Genomic DNA, 20,719 nt, shown 5'->3' with positions numbered 1-20,719 from the left:
GTCTACCACACTTCCAAAAATAGAAAGATAAGGATACATCTAACAGAGGAAGTGCTTAAAAAATTTTTTTTGAAAGACAAAAGACAGCTATAAACCCTGATATATCAATGTTTCCGGAGGGAGTCTCACCGTTTTCCCATCCACCTTACGCTTGTACGGGTGCTCGATACTAAGCTTAAGGAGTTTTAATACAAAAATGCTGTAACTACGGCATGCAATATGATGATCCCGTTATTATTAAAAGTAGTAAATCATTTTTGAAAATCAGGTATACGGATCGGGGCGGCGAGCCATTCCCCTCCGCCCCGATCCACTCACCAAATATCTCAGAATCGAGTTTAACCATCCTGACTTCTCATGACATAACTCAATACAAAAAAACCGCTCCTTTCGTTTTAATGTAAGCGGCTAAGCTTAACAAAACAAGAATAAGAACGATTTTATGAGTATCACAACTTGCTTATTTTCTTAGGGGATGGTGCTCATTCAACAGGCTTTTGGGGTGAGTAAGTTTTTCTATCATTAGCTTGAAAAATCATGAGCCGCCGTTTTAGGTGTTTTCACATAACTGATTAACCAACCTGCAATTCCACCGATCAGTGCGGGTGCGACCCAGCTTAAGCTGATTTCGTACAATGGCATGGAACTGATCAAAGGCTCAACGAAGCTCATGGAGAAACCGAACTCTACAAGTCCGTCATAAAGACTAACAAGTGAAGTGAGTAAGACAGCCCCTCTATATACGTAAGGTGAGTGATCAAAGGCACTTCCGATAAACGTCAATATGACTAATACGATCGCAATAGGGTATAAGAATACGAGCACCGGTACAGAGTAAGCGATAATTTCATTAAGTCCCAAGTTGGAAATCGAAAAACTAAGAATAGTAATGAAGGTGATCACTTTTTTATAAGATAATGAAGTGAACCGTTTAGAGAAAAATTGTCCGCATGCTACAGTCAGCCCGACACAGGTCGTGAAGCAGGCAAGCAGAACAATGAGTCCGAGCAGCAGGATGCCGATATTGCCGTACATAAGATCTGCCGCGCCTGATAGGACAGCACTTCCGTTGGCATACTCACCTTCAGTAGCCATTTTTGCACCAATCCAGCCTATAGATACATAAACAGCGGTAAGTCCGATAGCCGTCACACTGCCCGCCTGGACAGTTCGGTACGTGAGCTCTCTCGGGTCCGTTATTCCACGATCGCGGAAGGAGCTTACTACAATAATACCAAATGCTAATGAAGCGATGGCGTCCATCGTTAAATAACCTTCAATAAAACCAGCTGAAAATGGCTGGCTGCTATATTTTTCTTGAGCAGGCTGAATGTCGCCGTTCAATAAGAAGAAACTGCCAATGACAAGGCCTAATATGGCAAGGAACAGAGCAGGGGTCAACCACTGGCCGACTCGATCAACCAATTTCGATGGATTTAAGCTGGTAATGAACACTAAAGAGAAGAATATTATAGTGAATACCATAAGTCCTAAAGAACTGACACCGCCCACCCAGGGAGATACCCCTGTTTCAAAGCCTACGTTGGCAGCACGGGGAATACCGAAGAAAGGTCCAATGGCTAAATAGATAATTGAAGTAAAAACGATTCCGAACAGCGGATGTACCCGTCCAGCTAGTTCGACAGCACCGTTTCTGACGAGAGAAATAGCGGCTACCGTGATAATCGGCAGACCGACACCTGTTAAAATAAACCCGATAATAGCAGGCAGATAGGACGTCCCTGCTTCCATTCCTAAAGAAACGGGATAAATCAAATTACCAGCTCCAAAAAACAAAGCGAACAGCATGAAGCCTATGAATAGTATATTTCTTTTCTGCATACGTTAATCTCCTCTAAGGTGTGTTATATAAATAGCGTAAAAAAAAGCCCCTCTTTCATAGAAGGAGCCATCCTTTTAACGGCTTTCGAATTTTGTCACAGGCGTAATCTTACCAATGTCAAAAAATTATGTCAACGTATTTTTCTTAAAATTTCAAATAGAAAATATTTCATTTGTCGAATGGAATCGTAAAAATAATTATCTGCTGTATAATTTAGTAGTAATCAAGTTCGTGCGAGGGTTTAGAGAGGAAGTAAATTCCGTTAATATATAGAGAGTTCAACAACATTATGATTCGTGAAATAATAAAATACAATCCAATCAACTTTATTTACATGTGGTTCAACGGTCTATAGAATATGTCTATATGATAAAAAGTTTTAGTGGAAGGATCCTTCTGAATGAATGGATGATTCCTGGTGAATATGAACTTACGGTAGTTTAAGGAGACATACATATGCTTGATTCTTTATTATTTCAGCTCATGCTCGTTGGCCTGCTCGGTGTAGGCGCACAGTGGGTCGCATGGCGTTTTCGTTTACCTGCCATCGTCATCATGTCCATCGCCGGGCTGATGGCCGGCCCTATTTTCGGCTTGATTGAGCCTGAACAGGATTTTGGCCCATTATATGACCCTATTATATCTTTAGCAGTCGCTATTATATTATTCGAGGGAAGTTTGAATTTAGATTTTAAAGAGGTCAGGGGGCTTGGCCGCCCGGTATTCCGAATCGTCACAGTAGGTGCTTTCATCAGCTGGATCTTCGGCTCATTTGCGGCTCACTATGTAGCGGGTCTTTCATGGGCCGTGGCATTTGTGATCGGCGGATTGTTCATCGTGACTGGCCCCACAGTAATCCTGCCTTTATTAAGACAGGCGAAACTGAAACCACGTCCTGCTAAGATATTGAAGTGGGAAGGGATCATAGTTGATCCTATTGGCGCGTTGCTTGCTGTGTTCGCTTTTGAATTCATCGTATTCTTAATGGGTGCTGAGGGATCGATATCTGCACTTATTACCTTCTTTTTAGCATCCATTTTTGCCGTCATTTTAGGCTATGGACTCGGTAAAGGCGTAGGGTGGATGTTTGAAACAGGTTATGTACCTGAGTTTCTAAAATCACCTGTAGTTTTAGCTACTGTCCTTGCATGTTTCACCATTGCGGATGAAATCACTCATGAGACGGGGCTTTTGTCGGTAACGGCAATGGGGATGACGTTAGCTAATATGCACATATCTTCCATATCAGATATGAGGCACTTCAAAGAGAATATTTCATTACTATTGATATCGACTATTTTCGTTATGCTGACGGCTTCTCTTAATCGGGAAACGTTAATGGAGATCTTCAATATTGAGATCATTGGCTTTGTTTTACTGATGTTATTCATCGTAAGGCCCTTGTCTATCATCGCATCGACATGGGGGACGGATTTGACTAAACAGGAGAAAATTTTAGTCAGTTGGATAGCTCCCCGAGGAATTGTCGCTCTGACAGTAGCCAGCTATTTTTCCAGTGTACTATTAGATGAAGGGTTTGAAGATGCTTCCATTTTGAAGTCGCTCACCTTTGCACTTGTCTTTACGACTGTAGTCGCCCATGGGTTTTCAATAGGCTGGGTTTCTAGAAAATTGGGGCTTTCTATGGAAGGACCTCCAGGCGTATTAATCGCCGGAGGAAACGCCTTTACTACGGAGCTTGCGAAAACGTTGAGCAGTATGAACATCCCGGTGCTCGTCAGTGATTCATCATGGACGCGTCTCTCTGGAGTCCGTGCCCATGGATTGAAAACTTATCATGGGGAGATCTTATCAGAACAGACGGAATATCATTTAGAAATGACTCCCTATGAATAATATTTGATCTCTGCCACCGAATACGATTCTTATAACGCTCTCGTATGTACGACGTTTGTTCCTGAATTCGGACGTAATAACTTATTCCAGCTGAGTTTGAATAAGCAGGAAGGCGATAAGTTAGAAGACCTTGTCCACACGATCGGCGGACGCATTTTCATGAATGAAGCGGCGACTTGGGAAGAGTTGAACACTAGAGTCGAGAGTGGATATGTGTTTAGAAAAACCAATATTACGAGACAGTACACGTACAAAGATTATTTACAGAAAATTGATGAGCACGCCATGCTCGTCTTTGTAAAAAAACCGACGAATAAGATTGAATTTTTCAGTCATAGTAATAGCGTTAAGGTAGAGCATGGAGATGTGATCGTTTCCTTGACTCCACCTAGTAAAGAACATGTGAAAATCCAGGAAAAATTGAATAAGCAGCGGAACGAATCGCTGTAAATTAAAAAATCAGACCGCCGAGAACTTTCTCAGCGGTCTGATTTTTTTCTAATGTTTCAAAGATCTTTAGGAAGAGCTAGTAAGGCTGAATCTTATGTGCACAGCGACAGCCTGAGAAGATTTATACTGAAATCGAACCAAGCTGTTGGCGTAAATTTGATGTCTGATCGCTATTCAATTAATCAGCCTCTGCTAACTGCTTTTTCAAATCTTTTAGTTGTTCTTCCACTTGGCCTAGCTGTCTTTCCGCATTTTGGACGTTTGCTCCTGATGCTTCTAGTTTATCAAGATCCCCCTGGATACGAACGTAATCAGACTTCAAGGCTGCGATTTCATCTTGGATTTCCTGTTTAGTCATTTCATCACTCCTTGCCATCTATTGTAGTGGAAACAACCTGGTTTAACAATTGGATGGAATCAAAAGAATAGAACGTGATAGACTAAGGACAAAGTGGTTTGTTTTTGGAAAGAAAGGGGTAAAGAATATGAAAATAGTCCGGCATTATGATTTAAATAAATTCAGAAAGCTCATGGAACCGTTGCTCATGGAAAATGAGGCTGAAAACAACCTTCTATTGGGTCTTATGAGAAATCCACCTCCGTCTAACACCATTATGCTGTCCATTCAAGAAGGTACCACCGTTGTATATGGGATCATGCGCACCCCTCCACATCTTTGGATATTACCATCCATCCCACACTTAGAGTCACGACACATAGAAAAGCTATCACAATTTTTTATTGAAAATGACATAGAAGTACCAGGAGCCATAGGTGAAAAGAGTGCAGTAGAGTTATTTCTACGTGCATGGCACGGCATAACTAAAACTAATTTCCGTTTACATATGAGGCAGGGAGTGTATAAACTACGCAGTATAAAGACTAGTTCTTCTGAACGAGGCCGTTTGATTCAGGCGAAGCATGAAGATACGGGGTGGTTAGTGGAATGGTTTCAGCAGTATTACAAACAAATAGGGGAGACGTCACAAATTGAAAAAGCAGAGGAGACGACTGTATCTCTGGTAGGTGATGAAAAAGTTTACTTTTATCGTGTGGACGGAGAGAATGTATCAATGGTAAGCCGGGCACGCAGTACCCCGAATGGGGACACCATTAATGGAGTGTTCACACCGGACAATCATAAGAGAAAAGGTTATGCAACTGAAGCCGTCACATTGCTGACAGAAAAACTATTAAGAGAAGGCAGCGATTTTTGTGCACTGTACACGGACTTATCGAATGAAACGTCAAATTCGATCTATACAAAAATAGGTTATGAGAAGGTAGGAGAATCCTTAGTTTATCATTTTCTTGATGAGAAAACGCTTTCGTAGGTAGTATTTCTTACTTTTTTTAGATTCATTATTATCGGGGGAATTTACTCCGGGTTGTTCAGCCCGACAGAAGCGGCCGGGGTGTCTGTCCTTTATGCTTTCATATTGGAAGTCGCGGACTCAGGATTCTCCGCTTATCTTAGAATCGTATGAAGCTTACGGTGCGGATCCTACTCCAATGAGCTGGTCCGAGCTATATACTTCACTTGACCGTGGAACAGTTGATGGACAAGAAAACCCAATCTTCTTTATTGGAGATGCTTCCTTCCACGAGGTTCAAGATTATATGACCATTTCTAACCATAATAACTATGTTGCGATGACGACCGTGAATTCAGATTGGTACAATGAGCTGCCTGAAGATATGCAGGAAATGCTTGATGAAACTACTCAAGAAATGCAGGAATGGGCATTTGAAGAACAAGATGCTCAAAACAAGGAATGGTTAGAGACTATTGAAAACGATGATGAAAACCCGACTGAAATTATCGAGCTTACTGAAGAGCAGCGTGACGCTTTCCGTGATAAAGCTGAACCTGTGCGTGATTATTATAGAGAAGAAGTATCTACTGTAGATGGAGCTATTCTTGATAAGCTTCAAGATGAAATCGCTGAAATGGAAGAGTAATCTTATTCAATAAAAAAAGGGCTGTCCCAAAAGTCTAAAATAGACTTTTGGGGCAGTCCTTTTTTATATGATGACCTGTTATATTTCACTAATTACTTTTTTAGAAGGCTATGTCAAAGGTGGTTGTTGCTATTGATAAGTGAGTTATTCAACAATATGGCAGGATAGCGGAAGACTTGATTTCGAGATATTTGATGAGAGGATCAGGGCGGCGGGGAATGGCTCGCTTTCCGTGGGAGCGCGGTGAGCTTCCTCGGACGTCCCGTCCTGTGGGATCTCACCAAGCACTCTCTTCCCACAGGAGTCTCCCCATTCCCCGCCGCCCTCCCTATATATGCGCTTCTCGAAATCCAATTAATAAGAAAATTTTTAATTAAAGAGGGAGAATAACACTCCAGTGCAACGGTTAAATTGTCCTATTTTAAAACTCCACAATTTTAAATTAGTTTACTTGCCTTCCTGTGCAAGGTCGATAAGAAAATTCAGACATTCCAATCCTTTCTCAACTCAACACATAGCTACGAGGAGACTTCCTTCACTTATGTGCGGTAAGGAATCATCGAATCCCTCGTTCTTCTTGTTTCTTTATCTCCGGCATCTCATTCCAGTTCATACGAAATTGAACGAAGCGCTTTCGCTTTTAAAAATGGGATATCGCAGTTCCCCAATCCTCGATACGAAGTAAGCGAGAAAAAGTACCGCTTTTACTAAGAAGAAGCGGTTTTCATCACTCTGTTCTTTCGGATTAAGATCTTTATAGCAAGGTTTTGCAACCTGAGACACTTGGACAGAGAATCTGCGTACTAACAGAAATGTTTGCTTTTTCTTGAAGCGGTTTCGAGATACATGTTTGGCCGAGAAGCGGAGGAAACGGTGAGACTCCTGGGGGAGGAGCGGGACAGGTGAGACCCCGGAGAGCGAAGCTCGAGGAGGCTCAGCGCCCGCCCCCCGGAAAGCGATCCGTTTCCCGGAGCTCCTAGATTCTCATTATGTCTCGAAACTGAGTTTTCCACTAAAGGGAGCTTATACGAATATAAACACGGAACTTTAACAAGAAGAAAGCCTTGAAGTAACACATCAGTTCCCTTTTTATTGAGGGGCTGTCCAGGGTTCCGTCTGTTTCTGATAATCTCTCCACGTCAGATAAATGACGAGGATGAATAAGAAGCTGGACATTTTAAAAAGAGTGGCTGTTTCTACAAAGGCATAGATAAAACCTAAGATTAATGCGCTCAATCCGATGCCAAGGTCAATGGAGGAGTAGAACATTCCATTCGCGATACCACTGCGCTCTACGGTCGTTTTCGAAATGACCCAGGCCTGGAAAGCAGGCATCATCGATCCGTAACCAGCACCGAATAAGGAGCCAGCCAGTATGAGATCCATATTCGAATCAGCAAGCGCTAAAATCCACATCGCAATGAAGGAAAGGGCAGAGCAGACCATAATCAGCTTCCACGGTCCTTGCTTATCAAAGTACTTTCCTGTGATCGGTCTTGAAACTGTAGCCAGTAAGGCATTGAAGAAATAAAATAAAAACACGCCGTCCAACCCTTGTTCAACTCCGAAAATTACGATGTACGTGACAATCGATCCATAGCCGAATGTTGTCAAAAAGGTGACAAGCGCGGGGTAGCCGCTTTTCTTTTCGATAAGAGAGCCGAAAAATGAAAAAGGGGGCTTGTCTTTCCTATTTTGATACACACTTTCAGGAGTGACGAAGCTCGTCAAAGAAAATAAAAGAATGGCAATAATACCAAGGCCCACCGAAATCCATACGAGCAGGTTGAAATCGTAGTTTTGGTAAAGGTAAATACCTAGACTGGGCGCCATAATCATCCCTATGGTAATGGATAAACCAAAATAACCCATGCCTTCTCCTACACGTCGTCTTGGAACGAGATCAACAGCCGCCGTTCCATTAGCGGTTGTGGACCACCCCCACGCGATACCGTGGCCGAATCGGATAATGAGCAGCAAAATAACAACTTGAGTAATGGGGTAGAGCAGCGTAATGAGCAATAAGGAAACTGCACCGATCAGCACTAGGAATTTTCGTTTGCGTGTCATTAGTAAATGTCCGATAAAGGGACGGATGAGAATAGCGGCAATCGAAAACATGGTGGTGACCAGTCCGATTTGCAATTCACTACCGCCAATCGATTCAATATAAGGTGGTAAATTTGGAAGGAGCATTTGAAAACTCATAAACGTAAACAGGTTAGCTAAAATTAAAAAGATGAACGGCCATGTCCAAAGTTTGTTTGTATTCTGGGTCATAAAGTAAACCTCTCTTTCTGTAACGGACGAGCATAGATAAACCCGCTATGTAATATAGCGGGTATCAGCTAACTAATCGTGTGCGGCTTTTCTGGCCTGCCATTCTTCGTAAAAGTGACTGATCACCGTTTTCACTACGGCATATACCGGGATGGCGAACAGCAGTCCGAGGAAACCAGCTAAACTTCCAGCCGCTAAAATAATAGTGATGATCGTTAACGGGTGGATGCTTAAAGCCTTACCCATGACATTAGGAGAAACTAAATTCCCTTCAATCTGTTGAGCTACAATCATGATAATGATCACGTATACTGCCATTATAGGTTCTTGGAACAAGGCAACGAGTACTGCCGGTATAACTGCCAGGAATGGACCTACGAAAGGAATCACATTCATGAGCATAGCGAACAAAGCCAATGTAAGCGAATATTCGAGGCCTATAATCAGATAGCCTACCAGTAATATCAACCCGACAAAGACACTGACGGTCAACTGACCTATAATAAAAGAATTCAGTGTATGGTCTAATGATTTAGCAAGTTTTTCAAAGCTTGCAGCGACACGTTTGTTCATGAACTGCTTGAGGAAAGGGACTAGTTTATGACCATCCTTCAGCATGAAAAATAAGAAAAACGGAATAAGCACGAGTGCGAAAACGAAACCGACAAATTGACTGATCACATCAATGATCACACCAGGTGCTGCATCCAGGGAACTTTGCAGGTTGTCGACTACCCCGTTTAATGCATCATTGAATTGACTCGGAATAATATCCTGGTTCTGCTGCCAGTACGTAATCGTTTCTCCGATCATATCACCCATTCTAGGAATGTTCTCGACGAGTCGAGTGAATTGCTGCTGAGCGATAGGCGCGATGAATTGAACGATAAAGAAACCGGCCAGAATGTATAAAATAAATACAGTCAAAATAGATAGGAGCCTGGGAATTTTATAGTGCTCAAGCAGGTGCATAACAGGTCTTGAAATATAGAACAATATTCCTCCGCCTATAAAAGGTAAAGCAATGGCTCCTGCGTATGTAAGGAACGGATCAAAAAAGAACTGAATTTCATGTAACAATAAAATAAGTAAAGACAATAGAATACCGACGATAATGACTTGGAACCAGCGTTTCTGTAACATATGTGCCCACCTTTTTCGGAATGTATAGATTTATATGTGATACCCTGATGTTTACGTGGATATGCAAAAAAATGAAAATCTACTACTAGTATACTATAAGAAATGGAACATCGTAGGAAACAGGTATTGATTTTAACATAATCTTCTGGCTACCCGTTATAATGAAAATCAAGATGGTTTGAAAGGATGGAGTGACATGAGAGAAGATCTTTTAAGAAGATTTACAAGCTATGTTCAACTGGATACTCAATCGGATATGGACAGCCTATCTACTCCTTCGACAGAAGGACAATGGGATTTAGCTTATCAACTGGTTCGTGAATTGAGAGAGATAGGGATGGAGGAAGTAACGGTTGATAATTACGGGTATGTGATGGCAACGCTTCCTTCTAATACGGAGAAAGCGGTGCCTGTTATCGGGTTTCTCGCTCATCTAGATACAGCGACTGATTTTACAGGGAAGGGTGTGAGTCCTAAAATTGTAGAAAACTATGATGGCGGCAATATTCCTTTGAATCAACAAGTAACATTATCGCCGGATGATTTTAAAGAGCTGTCTACATATAAAGGCCATACGCTGATTACTACAGATGGTACGACATTGCTTGGGGCAGATAATAAAGCTGGAGTCACGGAGATTATGACTGCTATGGATTATCTTATTCAACATCCTGAAATTAAGCACGGAAAGATTCGGGTCGCCTTCACTCCTGACGAAGAAATCGGTCGCGGCCCTCATAAATTCGATGTGGAGCGCTTCGGCGCATCTTTCGCTTATACAGTGGACGGCGGCCCTCTGGGTGAGCTTCAATATGAAAGCTTCAATGCGGCAGCGGCAAAGATTACGTTTTTCGGCAACAGCGTACACCCTGGTACCGCAAAGGGTAAAATGATCAATGCTTCGAAAGCCGCCGCGGAGCTGATCACTGAATTACCTGCTGAAGAAGCTCCGGAGTATACGGAAGGATATGAAGGTTTTTACCACCTCGTGTCATTCCAAGGAGATGTGGAAAAAGCTTCCCTCTATTATTTAGTGAGGGACCATGACAAGGCAGAGTTCGAAGCGAAAAAAGATAAACTTGCTTCGGTCGTTCAATTGTTCCAGTCCAAGTACGGAAAGCAGTCCATCATCCTAGAGATGGAAGACCAATATTATAATATGCGTGAGAAAATTGAGCCCGTAAAAGAGATTGTGGATACAGCTTATAAGGCGATGGAAAATCTAAACATTCAGCCTATCGTCCATCCGATCAGGGGCGGTACGGACGGGTCTCAACTGTCATACATGGGGCTGCCTGCTCCTAACCTTTTTACAGGAGGAGAGAATTTCCACGGGAAATATGAATATATCTCTTTGGACAACATGGTAAAAGCGACAGAAGTCATCGTTGAAATTACGAAGCTTTTTGCTGAAGACAGCTAATTTACGTATAGAGGATGTTCCCCATTCACATAATGAGGGTGGTAAGGGTTTATAAATTGAATTGACAAATAACGATCCCATGCTATGATGAAAGAAGAATATGGTATTTCCTAAAGGGGAGTAGCTGTACAGTAAAGTCGTCATTACGGGAGCGATCCCCGGCTTTATTGGCAACGGACGTTGTTAGCGAGACCTTTACCCACGCGAGGGTAAAGGTCTGTTTTTTTATGATCTTTGCCTGTCGGCAGAGATCATTTTTTTTTTGAAAAGGAGAGAATGCAGATGGATGCGCAATTATTGATTGAGTACGGCTGGGTACTGATCGTACTCGTCGGTTTAGAAGGGATACTTGCAGCGGATAACGCCCTTGTGTTAGCGATTATGGTAAAGCATTTACCTGAAGATCAACGGAAGAAGGCATTATTTTATGGATTATTAGGGGCTTTTGTGCTCAGGTTTGCTTCGTTATTCGTCATTTCCTTCTTAGTCGACGTTTGGCAAGTTCAAGCTTTAGGGGCAGCGTACTTATTATTCATTTCAGGGAAACATTTATTTGATAAATGGCGAGCAAAGAACGGCAAAGATGAGGAATCTGGAGGGGAAAAGGAGCCAGAAGGAGAAGGGTCAAGCTTTTGGATGACTGTAGTCAAAGTAGAGTTAGCGGATTTAGCTTTTGCAGTAGATTCCATTTTAGCTGCCGTTGCTCTAGCTGTGGTATTGCCAGCAACACCTCTTCCGAATGTAGGAAGTCTCGATGGTGGTCAGTTTGCTGTTATATTAACAGGAGGGATGATCGGAATTATTATCATGCGTTTTGCAGCTAACGTCTTCGTGAACTTGCTGCAATCACGCCCCGGTTTAGAAATTGCAGCTTTTGTCATTGTAGGATGGGTAGGGATTAAGCTTTTAGTGTATACTTTAGCTCACCCAAGCATCCAGATTTTAGATGAACACTTTGCACATTCGACCGCTTGGAAAATCACCTTCTATACCGTGCTCGTAGGTATAGCCCTTGCTGGTTGGTTTTTATCAGGAAAGAAAAAAGTGAAAAAAGCATAATGGTCAGCCGCAGGATATTTCTCCTGCGGCTTTTTTGATCTTTTTCAATGGTACGCGCGTTTACATTATATAGTTTGTTATAGTCAACTATATGGGTATTTAAAGAATAGAGGAGGGATTGTATGGGAAAAGCTGTTGATAATAAGGTGGATCAATTTCGTTATGTGAAAAACAGGATTCAAATGTTGAATGAGGTGGTTTCTTCCATGGACCCAGATCATATGGATATGGAGGACTACAACCGTGTACTTGAAATGATTGAACAGCTGCAACTGAAGATGGCAAGATTTAAACAGGACTGGCAGAAAGATGAGTAAGCGTGGAGCTTTTCTTATGTGGGCGTGGGTTGCATTCATCGGGTATGCAATGTTTCTTGCCCCTTCAGACGATCCAGGATATTTACGCCAGCTTATTACGATGGACGATCCAGATCCCTTGCTCCTGTCGGTTTTTTCCATGCTTGGGATGTTCCCAATTGCTTTTACGATATTGTTAATACGTAATGATGAACATAAGTGGCCGGCGATGATCTTCGCACTGGCATCATTTGGACTCGGTGCATTTGCGCTTATGCCTTATTTCGCCTGGGTGACGGGTATACCGAGCCGTCCCTTACGTTTTCCGAAAAAAGTAATTGCAGCAGTGCAGCATCCTGTTTTACTCGGCATTTTGGGTCTTGGGGTCATAGGTTTAGTACTTTATGGCGTCATCTCTGGAGATTATGGATTATACTCCAGGGCGTTTATGGAATCCTCGTTTGTTCATGTGATGACCATTGACTTTTTTGTGCTGACAGGCCTAAGTGTTTATGCCCTTCATTGGGATGCTGAGAAAAGAAATATATCGGTCACACCGTGGCTCGGTTTACTACCTGTTATCGGCATCTTATTGTATATCGGAATGACTAGAAATCAGAGGTGGAAAAATGGAACTGAAACGGATAACCCAGAAGGAAGCTGAGGAAATTTCCGAATGGCAATACGAAGGAGAGTATAGCTTTTATGATATGAAAGCGGATCCTGAAGATTATGAAGAATTCATCCATGAGGAGACGCGCAGTCCTTATACATACAGTGTATATGAAGGTGACGATTTGATGGGCTTTTTCAGTGTATATAAGGGGGATGAGGAAACAATCAGCATTGGTCTCGGAATGCATCCTGAGTGGACAGGAAAAGGGCTGGGGGAATCATTTATCCGTGAAGGGCTGGATGCACTTTCCAAAGAGTTGATGTTTTCAAGAATTTCCTTAGCTGTCGCTGTTTTCAATAAACGGGCGATTGCCGTTTATGAGCGGACAGGGTTTGTACCAGTCCATACGTACCAGCAAAAAACGAATGGGGCGTCGCACGCATTTTTGAAAATGGAGAAAGTGGTTAGATGAAAAGCAAATCGTTTATACACGGATCTTCATTTGTTTTACAATAGGCGGTGAAGGAGTGATCAATGATGACGTTACACCACTTTCATTTGAAAGCTGACTGGCCGGGCGGACGCAACGAAGTCGGCTATATCGAGTCAGATAAATTGAAGACAAAAATATCTATCCCGAAGGAAATGGATGGACCTGATATCGGCACGAACCCTGATGAAATGCTGTTAGGAGCTGCAGCGACTTGCTACATTATCAGCCTGGGTGCTTTAATTGAGCGGGCGCGTCTGCCGCTGGCTGAGATGAGTATGGACTCAGAAGGGATTGTCGACGTGACAGAAGGGGTCTTTACGTACAAAAAAATCATTCATAAGCCGAAAATTTTTCTAACGAATGAGGCGGATGAAAAGCAGCTTCAGCGTCTCGATAAATTAGTGAAACAAGCGGAATCTAGCTGTATGATTTCAAAAGCAATCGCCGGTAACGTTGAACTGGAATTGCAAGCGGAAACCGGTATCCAGTAAGGCAAAGGTCTGTCTCGAAGCATTGATGATAGGGGCAGGACCGTTCAATATTCGACACCGATAAAATTGGGTTCGTTACTGTATAAAACATAGGGGTGGTTGGGAAACAACTCGCTTTCCTGCGGGGGACCTGGCAAGCTTCCTCGGGCTTCGCCCACCACAAACTTGAAGAAGATCCTGGACATTGCGAGACTCCTTTTATAAAAGCGGAAGCGCTTCGTTCAGCGGCGTATGGACTGGACTGAGCTGCCAGAGATAAAGAAAACACGAAGAACGGAACATACCTTCCAGTTTAGGAAGGTTTTATAGACCTTGTTTAGAAAAAAAGAGCTGGCCCAAAAGTCTAATTTCCTAGACTTTTGGGCCAGCTTCATCATATTAAAAGAGATAGACGCGGGCTTCATATGGTGCAAGGTGAAGGGTCTTCGTATCTTTTTCGTCTGAAAGCTTTTTGTTAGCTAACAGAAGCTGATCTTGTTTCAGCGTGTAATCACTCGTAAAAGTAGCTTCTACGTCTGTTAAGTTCGTAATGATAAGAGCAGTTTTTCCTTCATACGTACGAGTATAAGCATAAATTTGCAGATCCTCAGGCATCAACAGATCATAAGGACCATACGTGAACAGTTCATAGTCTTTTTTCAACTGGATCAATCGTTTGTAATGGGCCAGAATGGAATCATTCTCTTTCTGCTGCCGAGCGACATTAACCTGCTCGTAATTCGGATTAATCTTCATCCACGGTTTCCCGGTAGTGAATCCGGCCTGCGCTTTATCACTCCACTGCATAGGGGTCCGACTGTTATCGCGGGACGTCGTCCATAGAATAGACATAATTTCATCGTGCGCCATTCCTTCAGCTTTTTTTGTGGCGTAAAGGTTCTTTGCGGCGACATCGTCATAATCTTCAATGGATGGGAGTTCAATGTTCGTCATGCCGATTTCCTGCCCCTGGTAAATGAAAGGAGTTCCCTGCATAAGAAAGTACATGGTGGCTAAAGAAGTGGCGCTCTCATACCAATACTCTTCATCATCTCCCCATGTGGAAACGACGCGTGCTTTATCATGATTCTCCACGAACAAAGCATTCCAGCCGTCGCCTTCGAGCGCTTTCTGCCATCGGGTGAGCGCTTTTTTCAATCCTATCACATCGAGTTGCTGTTCCGCGTCTTGATCCCAGAGGTCCAGATGCTCAAATTGAAAGACCATATCCATTTTTCCTTGATCCCCGACCCACTGGTCCGCTTCTTCCGCACTTACACCGTTAGCTTCTCCGATCGTTAAAGCATCGTATTTGCCATAGGTTTCGTCCTTGAATTCTTGTAAAAATTCATGGATACCTTCCTGGTTCATATGCATTTCAAAGGAAGTAACATATGGTTTATCATTAGGATTTGGAAGATCAGGAAACCCGGCGCGTTTTTTAATGTGGCTGATGGCGTCGATCCGGAAGCCGTCAATGCCTTTATCGAGCCACCAATTGACAGTATCGTAAAGGACCTGGCGAACCTCTGCATTTTCCCAGTTCAAATCGGGCTGCTTTTTAGAAAAAAGGTGGAGATAATACTGCTCCGTTTTCTTATCATATTCCCAGGCAGACCCTTCGAAAATACTTTCCCAGTTATTTGGTTCTTTGCCGTTTTTCCCATCCCGCCAAATGTACCAATCTCGTTTAGGGTTATCCTTAGACGAACGAGATTCGATGAACCATGGGTGTTCGTCACTCGTGTGGTTAAGGACGAGATCGATGATCAGTTTCATGTCACGCTTATGCACTTCTTTCAACAGCTGATCGAAATCTTCCATTGTCCCGAATTCTTCTAAAATATCCTGATAATCTGAAATGTCATAGCCGTTATCATCTTTAGGTGACTTATACATAGGACAGATCCAGATAAAGTCGATGCCGAGATCTTTTAAGTAATCTAAACGTTCAATCATACCTTGTAAATCTCCAATGCCGTCTCCATCAGAATCCTGGAAACTTCTTGGATATACCTGGTAACCGACAGCTTCTTTCCACCAAACTTTTTCCAATATCATTACCTCACTTTTTATAGCATTCGATTTCTAAACCATAATGGTCCGACACGACAGGCTCATACTTTCCATTAAAAATGACGGAAGATTGACTGACATCAACCTGGTCGTTTGTGAAAATATGGTCGATCTTCAAAACGGATGAATTTTTGTCCCACCCGGCAATCTTTCCTTCTATTGTACATGAACCAAAAGTTTTATGGGCTGTTTCATGAGTATCCTGAAATCCTTTGCTTTTTAAATAATCATATCCTTCGTTCCTCTGGCTGTCCGCAGCATTGAAATCTCCCATTAAAAAAGCAGGGGAGGAGGCTGTTTGCACTAACTGGTTGATTTGCCGTTCGTAAGGTTCATCAGCATCGCTCCACCACCCTAAATGACAAGAATAAAAAGAAAGAGAGGAGCCGTCGATAGTTAAAGTAGCTCCGACAATTTTTCTTGATTTCCAAAAATCAATACGATTTGATGACGTAATATAAAACTTGTGCACTTGATCAACGGGGTGACGCGTTAACAAAGCAATACCCTCTTCATACACTTCGTAACCTATATGAGAGATATCCCAGTGAAGTTCATAATCATCACTGCCAAGCTCCCTCAGCTTTTCAAGAAGTACAAGCTCGTAATTATCCTGCTTGATGTCTTTATAAGCCAAAGGACTGTCTTGATGCTGGTTTACCTCTTGAAGAGCAATGACATCATATCGTTTTTCGTGGATGACTTCAGCAAGACGGAGGATTTTTTCTAGTTGGTTTTCTTCCTGCCATGCGTGCACATTCAACGTTAACAATCTCATTTGTTTAGCTCCTGCTTTTCTGATTTTTGAATTTGCCACGTCCGCTTTAGGTTCATGAACCGCTTGCCTTTCAAGTTAATGGTGAAGGGATTTTGTAATAAAAACACTAACTTATGCAAACGTTTTCGCTGATTCATATCATAAATGATTACATAGGGGTTGGCAATAGATTTTTTCTTTAGCGGGGAATGAATCTGTACAAAATCCTTCGATACTGCGGGAAGTACGGCGGGATTTATGGTCTTTCCTTATTTGGATAAAATCGTCACTTTTCAGAAGAGAGGTTACCGGGTATAATAAGAACAAACGTTCGTAATTTGGAGTGGTGAAAATGGATTATTCAAGTTATCCTCGGCATGATGTGCTGTGTATCGATATGCGTTCTTTTTACGCAAGTGTAGAATGCACGAGACGGGGGCTGGATCCGACAACGGCTTTACTGGCAGTGGTCGGCGATCCGAATCGAAGTGGAAGCATTGTGCTGGCTGCATCTCCCGCTTTAAAGAAAAAGCATGGAATAAGTAATGTCAGCCGTTTCTTTGAATTGCCGAACGACCCCGATATTGTCATTGCTCAAGCACATATGGGTGATTATTTAGAGGTGTCTGTAGAAATCACCAAAATGATGATGAGCTATGTACCGCCTGAAGCGATTCACGTGTATTCCGTCGATGAGTTGTGGGTGACCATTGATGGCCTGGAAAAGTTGTATGGATCACCGTCTGACATCGCCCGGATGATTCAGGATAATATCCGGGACCAATTCGGCATCGAGTGTGTCATCGGCATCGGAGATAACAAATTTTTAGCTAAAGTCGTTATGGATATCCATGCAAAAAAGGCTGCCGATGGGATAGCTGAGTGTCGATATGAAGATGTACAGAAGTTATTGTGGCCTACTCCTATTGAAGACATTTGGGGCATCGGTTCGCGGATGATGCGCAACTTGAACAGACTCGGAATTGTAAGGCTCGGCCAGCTTGCCGAATACCCGCTTAAATATATGAAAAAACATTATGGAATCATTGGTGAACAGCTGCACTGGCACGCATGGGGTGTTGATTTAAGCCCTGTCCTTGGAGATTTTACTAAAAGCGAGCAGAAAGGTTACGGGCATGGCGTCACCCTTCTTCGTGATTACACAGGCGAAGAATTGCCGACGGTCATCCTCGATTTATGTGAAGAAGCCTGCCGGCGCGCAAGAAGAGATAAACAAGCGGGAAGGACTGTTCATCTGTCGGTCTCCTACTCAAGCGAAGGAGGAGGGGGGTTCAGCCGATCGATGTCCATGGATCTTCCGACGAATATAACAATGGATATGTATCATTTATGCATGCGGTTGTTCCGTACGTTTTATGATGGAGAAAGCAAAATACGGAGAACGAGTGTGACCCTTACGAATTTAGATGAAGACATCGCTACCCAGCTGACATTATTCGATGACCGGCCGAAGAAAAAGGATGTAGGGATTGTAATGGATGAGATTCGCGACAAGTACGGGTCGACCGCGATTTTGAGAGCGAGCAGCTTTACGGATGCAGGCATTACGCCAGAACGCAGCAAGAAAATCGGTGGGCATTTTGCTTAGATTACTAACCCTTCCGTTTAGTCTGGAGGGTTATTTGTACGCCGGAAGGTTGTCCAATTAAAAAAGAGCAGTTCAAAATAAAGAAAAATGTCCCCGAAGGAAATCCCTTGGGGACAGTCATTGATCTAATAGGGGGTTAATTAATAACCGTAGCCACCATAACTAGCTCCAATAATGATCAAAAGAATGAACAACACAACGAGCAAGGCAAAGCCTCCGCCATATCCGTAGGACATTCATAACCACTCCTTTTAGTATAATTAAAGAAACTGAATCCTCGTTTCTTTAGTACTATACTATGGCGTGTTTACATATGTTGATTGGACGTTTTTTAATGTTTTTTAACCTGGTGTGAACCAATCGCAGGGTGATTGAACTAGCTTCTGTTTAAAGGCAGGAAAGTGGATCGTAATTATATAACATCATATAAAGGTTTTGAAGAGAGTGTCACGAACACTTAAAATTCAAGGGGAATTATTTTATTAGATGAAACCATTTTGAAACAATAACGTTACAGTAAGTGAATAGCATAGAGTCTATATCATAGCGAGAATGAACGAGGAGGAAAAAATAAATGAAGGATCCTAAGAAATTAATATACGCCACTTTTCATTTGGGAACTCCATTGTTCTATTTTTTTGGATACACAGCCATACAATTTTTCAGGGGGAACTCCGTTGCAGCCTCTATACCTGACACTTTAGCCATTATTGCTATTTACTCTTTTATTATGAACATCATGTGGTTATTCTATGTTGATAAGCTTGATAAAGCTATCAATAATGATAGAAAAAATCAGACTTTAAATGAACGTGAGAATACTTAATGATTTTTAATACAATATATAATTGCGACTAATCAAATACATGAATTTGGAGAGATGACTTTAGGATCGGCTTCGGCACAAACTTCAAATTTCAGCGGAACTATATGTATGCAAACCTAAAGGATTGCGACTTCCTCACATTTCATATATATTAAGAGTAATACAATAGAATATTAAGTCCTTCGGGGTCGGGTGAAAATCCCAGCCGGCGGTAATGAACCTTGTGTTCCGAGCCCGCGACGGGGAAGCAGCAGCTATGCGTTTCCCCCTGATTTGGTGTATATTCCAAAGCCGACAGTTAAAGTCTGGATGGGAGAAGGAGTGAAGCGCGTCTTGAGGTACAGGGAAATTCTGAATCTGTATCCTTTATTAGGCGTACCTTTATGCTGATTTATATGTAAAACCAACCCTGGGGAAGTCTATCTTCTTCAGGGTTTTTTGTATAGGTAAGAGGAGGGATAAAATGGACCGCGATGAAAAATATATGCAGATGGCGATTGCCATGGCGGAGGGAACGGTGGGGCAGACATCCCCGAACCCGTCGGTGGCTGCCGTGGTCGTGCGCGACAATCAGGTAGTAGGTCTCGGCGTCCATGTCAAAGCAGGAGAGCCGCATGCAGAAGTCCACGCGTTAAAGATGGCAGGAGAGAAGGCGGAAGGTGCTGAGATTTATGTGACACTTGAGCCTTGCAGTCATTACGGACAGACGCCTCCCTGCGCCCAAGCTGTCATTGACGCTGGCATAAAGCGAGCCATTATTGCTTCTCATGATCCTAACCCGAAAGTGAGCGGACGCGGCATTCAAATGATGGAAGAAGCGGGCATTGAAGTGAAAACCGCTGTTCTCAAAGAAAAAGCGGATCAGCTGAACCGTGCTTTTTTTCACTTCATCCAGACGAAACGGCCTTATGTACGCTTGAAGTCAGCCATCAGTATGGATGGAAAAATTGCTACGTCGACTGGTGAAAGTCAGTGGATTACAGGAGTAGAAGCACGTTTGGATGGGCACCGCTACCGTCACCAATCAGCTGCCATTCTCGTTGGCGTGAATACGGTGATGATGGATAATCCGAAATTGACGACCAGACTGGAAGGCGGAGGAGATAACCCTGTACGTATCGTGTTAGATACGAACTTGCGCACCCCGCCTGCCGCTCAGCTCATTCAAGATCCATCAGCTCCGACCTGGATTTTTACAGGGGCTGGCGTGACAGAAGAGCAACTCACACCTTTTAGAAATTTCTCTCATGTAGATATCATCCAGTTTCAATCAGACAAAGTCGATATAGAAGAGGTCGTAGACTTTTTAGGGGAACAAAAAATCACGTCCCTGTTAATTGAAGGGGGCGCCACAGTAGCTGATGCTTTTGTAAGATCAGGACACGTAAATGAAGTAATCACTTATATGGCACCGAAAGTAATTGGTGGTGAGAAATCTCTCACATCCGTCGCTGGAGAGGGAATCAGCAGTTTGAAAAATATAGACCGGTTTGAGTTTGTATCGAGCGAAAAAATCGGTGACGACTTGAAAATCATAGCAGTCAAAAAGGAGGGGTAAA

At 42.8% G+C, this 20,719-nt stretch carries 18 protein-coding genes, 2 pseudogenes and 1 riboswitch; of the genes and pseudogenes, 13 read left to right on the top strand and 7 right to left on the bottom strand.

Annotated elements, in window-relative coordinates; all coding sequences use genetic code 11:
* Positions 1-522: 522 nt before the first annotated feature.
* Positions 523-1,842 carry a branched-chain amino acid transport system II carrier protein gene (brnQ, locus tag LF817_RS17015; RefSeq protein ID WP_253937010.1) on the bottom strand — a complete coding sequence of 440 codons (1,320 nt, stop codon included), beginning with the start codon at positions 1,840-1,842 and terminating at the stop codon, positions 523-525.
* 457 nt (positions 1,843-2,299) lie between these two features.
* Between brnQ and LF817_RS17010 the strand changes: the two are divergent.
* A pseudogene (locus LF817_RS17010) lies at positions 2,300-4,150 on the top strand (cation:proton antiporter).
* Positions 4,151-4,328: 178 nt separating this feature from the next.
* Here LF817_RS17010 and LF817_RS17005 read toward each other — a convergent pair.
* Positions 4,329-4,508 carry an SE1832 family protein gene (locus tag LF817_RS17005; RefSeq protein WP_253937009.1) on the bottom strand — a complete coding sequence of 60 codons (180 nt, stop codon included), beginning with the start codon at positions 4,506-4,508 and terminating at the stop codon, positions 4,329-4,331.
* Between the two features lie 127 nt (positions 4,509-4,635).
* On the opposite strand from LF817_RS17005, the gene LF817_RS17000 reads away from it, so the two are divergent.
* The 3 genes and pseudogenes from LF817_RS17000 to dctP all read left to right on the top strand — a co-directional run bounded on the left by LF817_RS17000 (position 4,636) and on the right by dctP (position 6,112).
* Entirely contained in the window at positions 4,636-5,484 is an 849-nt protein-coding gene (locus LF817_RS17000) for a GNAT family N-acetyltransferase (protein WP_253937008.1), read from the top strand.
* 18 nt (positions 5,485-5,502) lie between these two features.
* Positions 5,503-5,598 (top strand): annotated as a pseudogene (locus tag LF817_RS16995) (TRAP transporter large permease subunit); the annotation flags it as partial.
* Positions 5,579-6,112 (top strand): TRAP transporter substrate-binding protein DctP, encoded by a 534-nt coding sequence (gene dctP, locus LF817_RS16990; protein ID WP_371925087.1) that lies wholly within the window; start codon positions 5,579-5,581, stop codon positions 6,110-6,112. The pseudogene LF817_RS16995 and the gene dctP, both read left to right, overlap by 20 nt.
* A gap of 1,089 nt (positions 6,113-7,201) precedes the next feature.
* On the opposite strand, the gene LF817_RS16985 is transcribed toward dctP, so the two are convergent.
* Together LF817_RS16985 and LF817_RS16980 are read right to left on the bottom strand one after the other, a co-directional pair.
* Positions 7,202-8,392 carry an MFS transporter gene (locus tag LF817_RS16985; RefSeq protein ID WP_253937007.1) on the bottom strand — a complete coding sequence of 397 codons (1,191 nt, stop codon included), beginning with the start codon at positions 8,390-8,392 and terminating at the stop codon, positions 7,202-7,204.
* 72 nt (positions 8,393-8,464) lie between these two features.
* On the bottom strand, positions 8,465-9,535 hold the full coding sequence (locus tag LF817_RS16980) for an AI-2E family transporter (RefSeq protein WP_253937006.1): 1,071 nt from the start codon (positions 9,533-9,535) through the stop codon (positions 8,465-8,467).
* Positions 9,536-9,731: 196 nt separating this feature from the next.
* Here LF817_RS16980 and pepT point away from each other — a divergent pair, with 196 nt between their 5' ends.
* The 6 genes from pepT (at position 9,732) to LF817_RS16950 (ending at position 13,913) form a co-directional block, all read left to right on the top strand.
* Complete coding sequence (gene pepT, locus LF817_RS16975) at positions 9,732-10,958, top strand: peptidase T (protein WP_253937005.1); 1,227 nt, start codon at positions 9,732-9,734, stop codon at positions 10,956-10,958.
* Positions 10,959-11,240: 282 nt separating this feature from the next.
* Entirely contained in the window at positions 11,241-12,017 is a 777-nt protein-coding gene (locus tag LF817_RS16970; RefSeq protein ID WP_253937004.1) for a TerC family protein, read from the top strand.
* A gap of 122 nt (positions 12,018-12,139) precedes the next feature.
* Positions 12,140-12,334 (top strand): SE1561 family protein, encoded by a 195-nt coding sequence (locus tag LF817_RS16965; RefSeq protein ID WP_253937003.1) that lies wholly within the window; start codon positions 12,140-12,142, stop codon positions 12,332-12,334.
* Positions 12,327-12,977 (top strand): hypothetical protein, encoded by a 651-nt coding sequence (locus tag LF817_RS16960; protein WP_253937002.1) that lies wholly within the window; start codon positions 12,327-12,329, stop codon positions 12,975-12,977. The genes LF817_RS16965 and LF817_RS16960 overlap by 8 nt, the downstream gene beginning before the upstream one ends.
* Positions 12,943-13,401, top strand: coding sequence for a GNAT family N-acetyltransferase (locus LF817_RS16955; RefSeq protein WP_253937001.1), 459 nt, complete (start codon positions 12,943-12,945; stop codon positions 13,399-13,401). The genes LF817_RS16960 and LF817_RS16955 overlap by 35 nt, the downstream gene beginning before the upstream one ends.
* Positions 13,402-13,466: 65 nt before the next feature.
* The gene (locus tag LF817_RS16950; protein ID WP_253937011.1) at positions 13,467-13,913 is read left to right on the top strand and encodes an OsmC family protein; all 447 of its coding nucleotides are present in this window, start codon (positions 13,467-13,469) and stop codon (positions 13,911-13,913) included.
* A 378-nt stretch (positions 13,914-14,291) separates the two neighbouring features.
* On the opposite strand, the gene LF817_RS16945 is transcribed toward LF817_RS16950, so the two are convergent.
* Both LF817_RS16945 and LF817_RS16940 read right to left on the bottom strand, forming a co-directional pair.
* Positions 14,292-15,953 (bottom strand): glycoside hydrolase family 13 protein, encoded by a 1,662-nt coding sequence (locus LF817_RS16945; RefSeq protein ID WP_253937000.1) that lies wholly within the window; start codon positions 15,951-15,953, stop codon positions 14,292-14,294.
* Between the two features lie 4 nt (positions 15,954-15,957).
* Entirely contained in the window at positions 15,958-16,746 is a 789-nt protein-coding gene (locus tag LF817_RS16940; protein ID WP_253936999.1) for an endonuclease/exonuclease/phosphatase family protein, read from the bottom strand.
* A gap of 331 nt (positions 16,747-17,077) precedes the next feature.
* On the opposite strand from LF817_RS16940, the gene LF817_RS16935 reads away from it, so the two are divergent.
* Positions 17,078-18,334 (top strand): DNA polymerase IV, encoded by a 1,257-nt coding sequence (locus LF817_RS16935; protein ID WP_253936998.1) that lies wholly within the window; start codon positions 17,078-17,080, stop codon positions 18,332-18,334.
* A 140-nt stretch (positions 18,335-18,474) separates the two neighbouring features.
* Here LF817_RS16935 and LF817_RS16930 read toward each other — a convergent pair whose 3' ends face one another.
* Positions 18,475-18,570: a YjcZ family sporulation protein gene (locus LF817_RS16930; RefSeq protein ID WP_125556768.1), complete on the bottom strand. Its 96-nt coding sequence runs from the start codon at positions 18,568-18,570 to the stop codon at positions 18,475-18,477.
* Between the two features lie 338 nt (positions 18,571-18,908).
* On the opposite strand from LF817_RS16930, the gene LF817_RS16925 reads away from it, so the two are divergent.
* Positions 18,909-19,160, top strand: a complete 252-nt coding sequence (locus tag LF817_RS16925) for a hypothetical protein (RefSeq protein WP_253936997.1) — start codon at positions 18,909-18,911, stop codon at positions 19,158-19,160.
* 174 nt (positions 19,161-19,334) lie between these two features.
* Positions 19,335-19,485, top strand: a riboswitch (FMN riboswitch).
* A 138-nt stretch (positions 19,486-19,623) separates the two neighbouring features.
* A complete protein-coding gene (gene ribD, locus LF817_RS16920) occupies positions 19,624-20,718 on the top strand; it encodes a bifunctional diaminohydroxyphosphoribosylaminopyrimidine deaminase/5-amino-6-(5-phosphoribosylamino)uracil reductase RibD (protein WP_253936996.1) in 1,095 nt (364 codons plus the stop codon).
* Position 20,719: the final 1 nt, after the last annotated feature.

It is taken from the genome of Halobacillus sp. A1, from assembly GCF_024189295.1.
Lineage (GTDB): Bacteria > Bacillota > Bacilli > Bacillales > Halobacillaceae > Halobacillus_A.
Note: the sequence above shows the minus strand (reverse complement) of the source record. Positions and strands in the feature narration are given on the sequence as shown.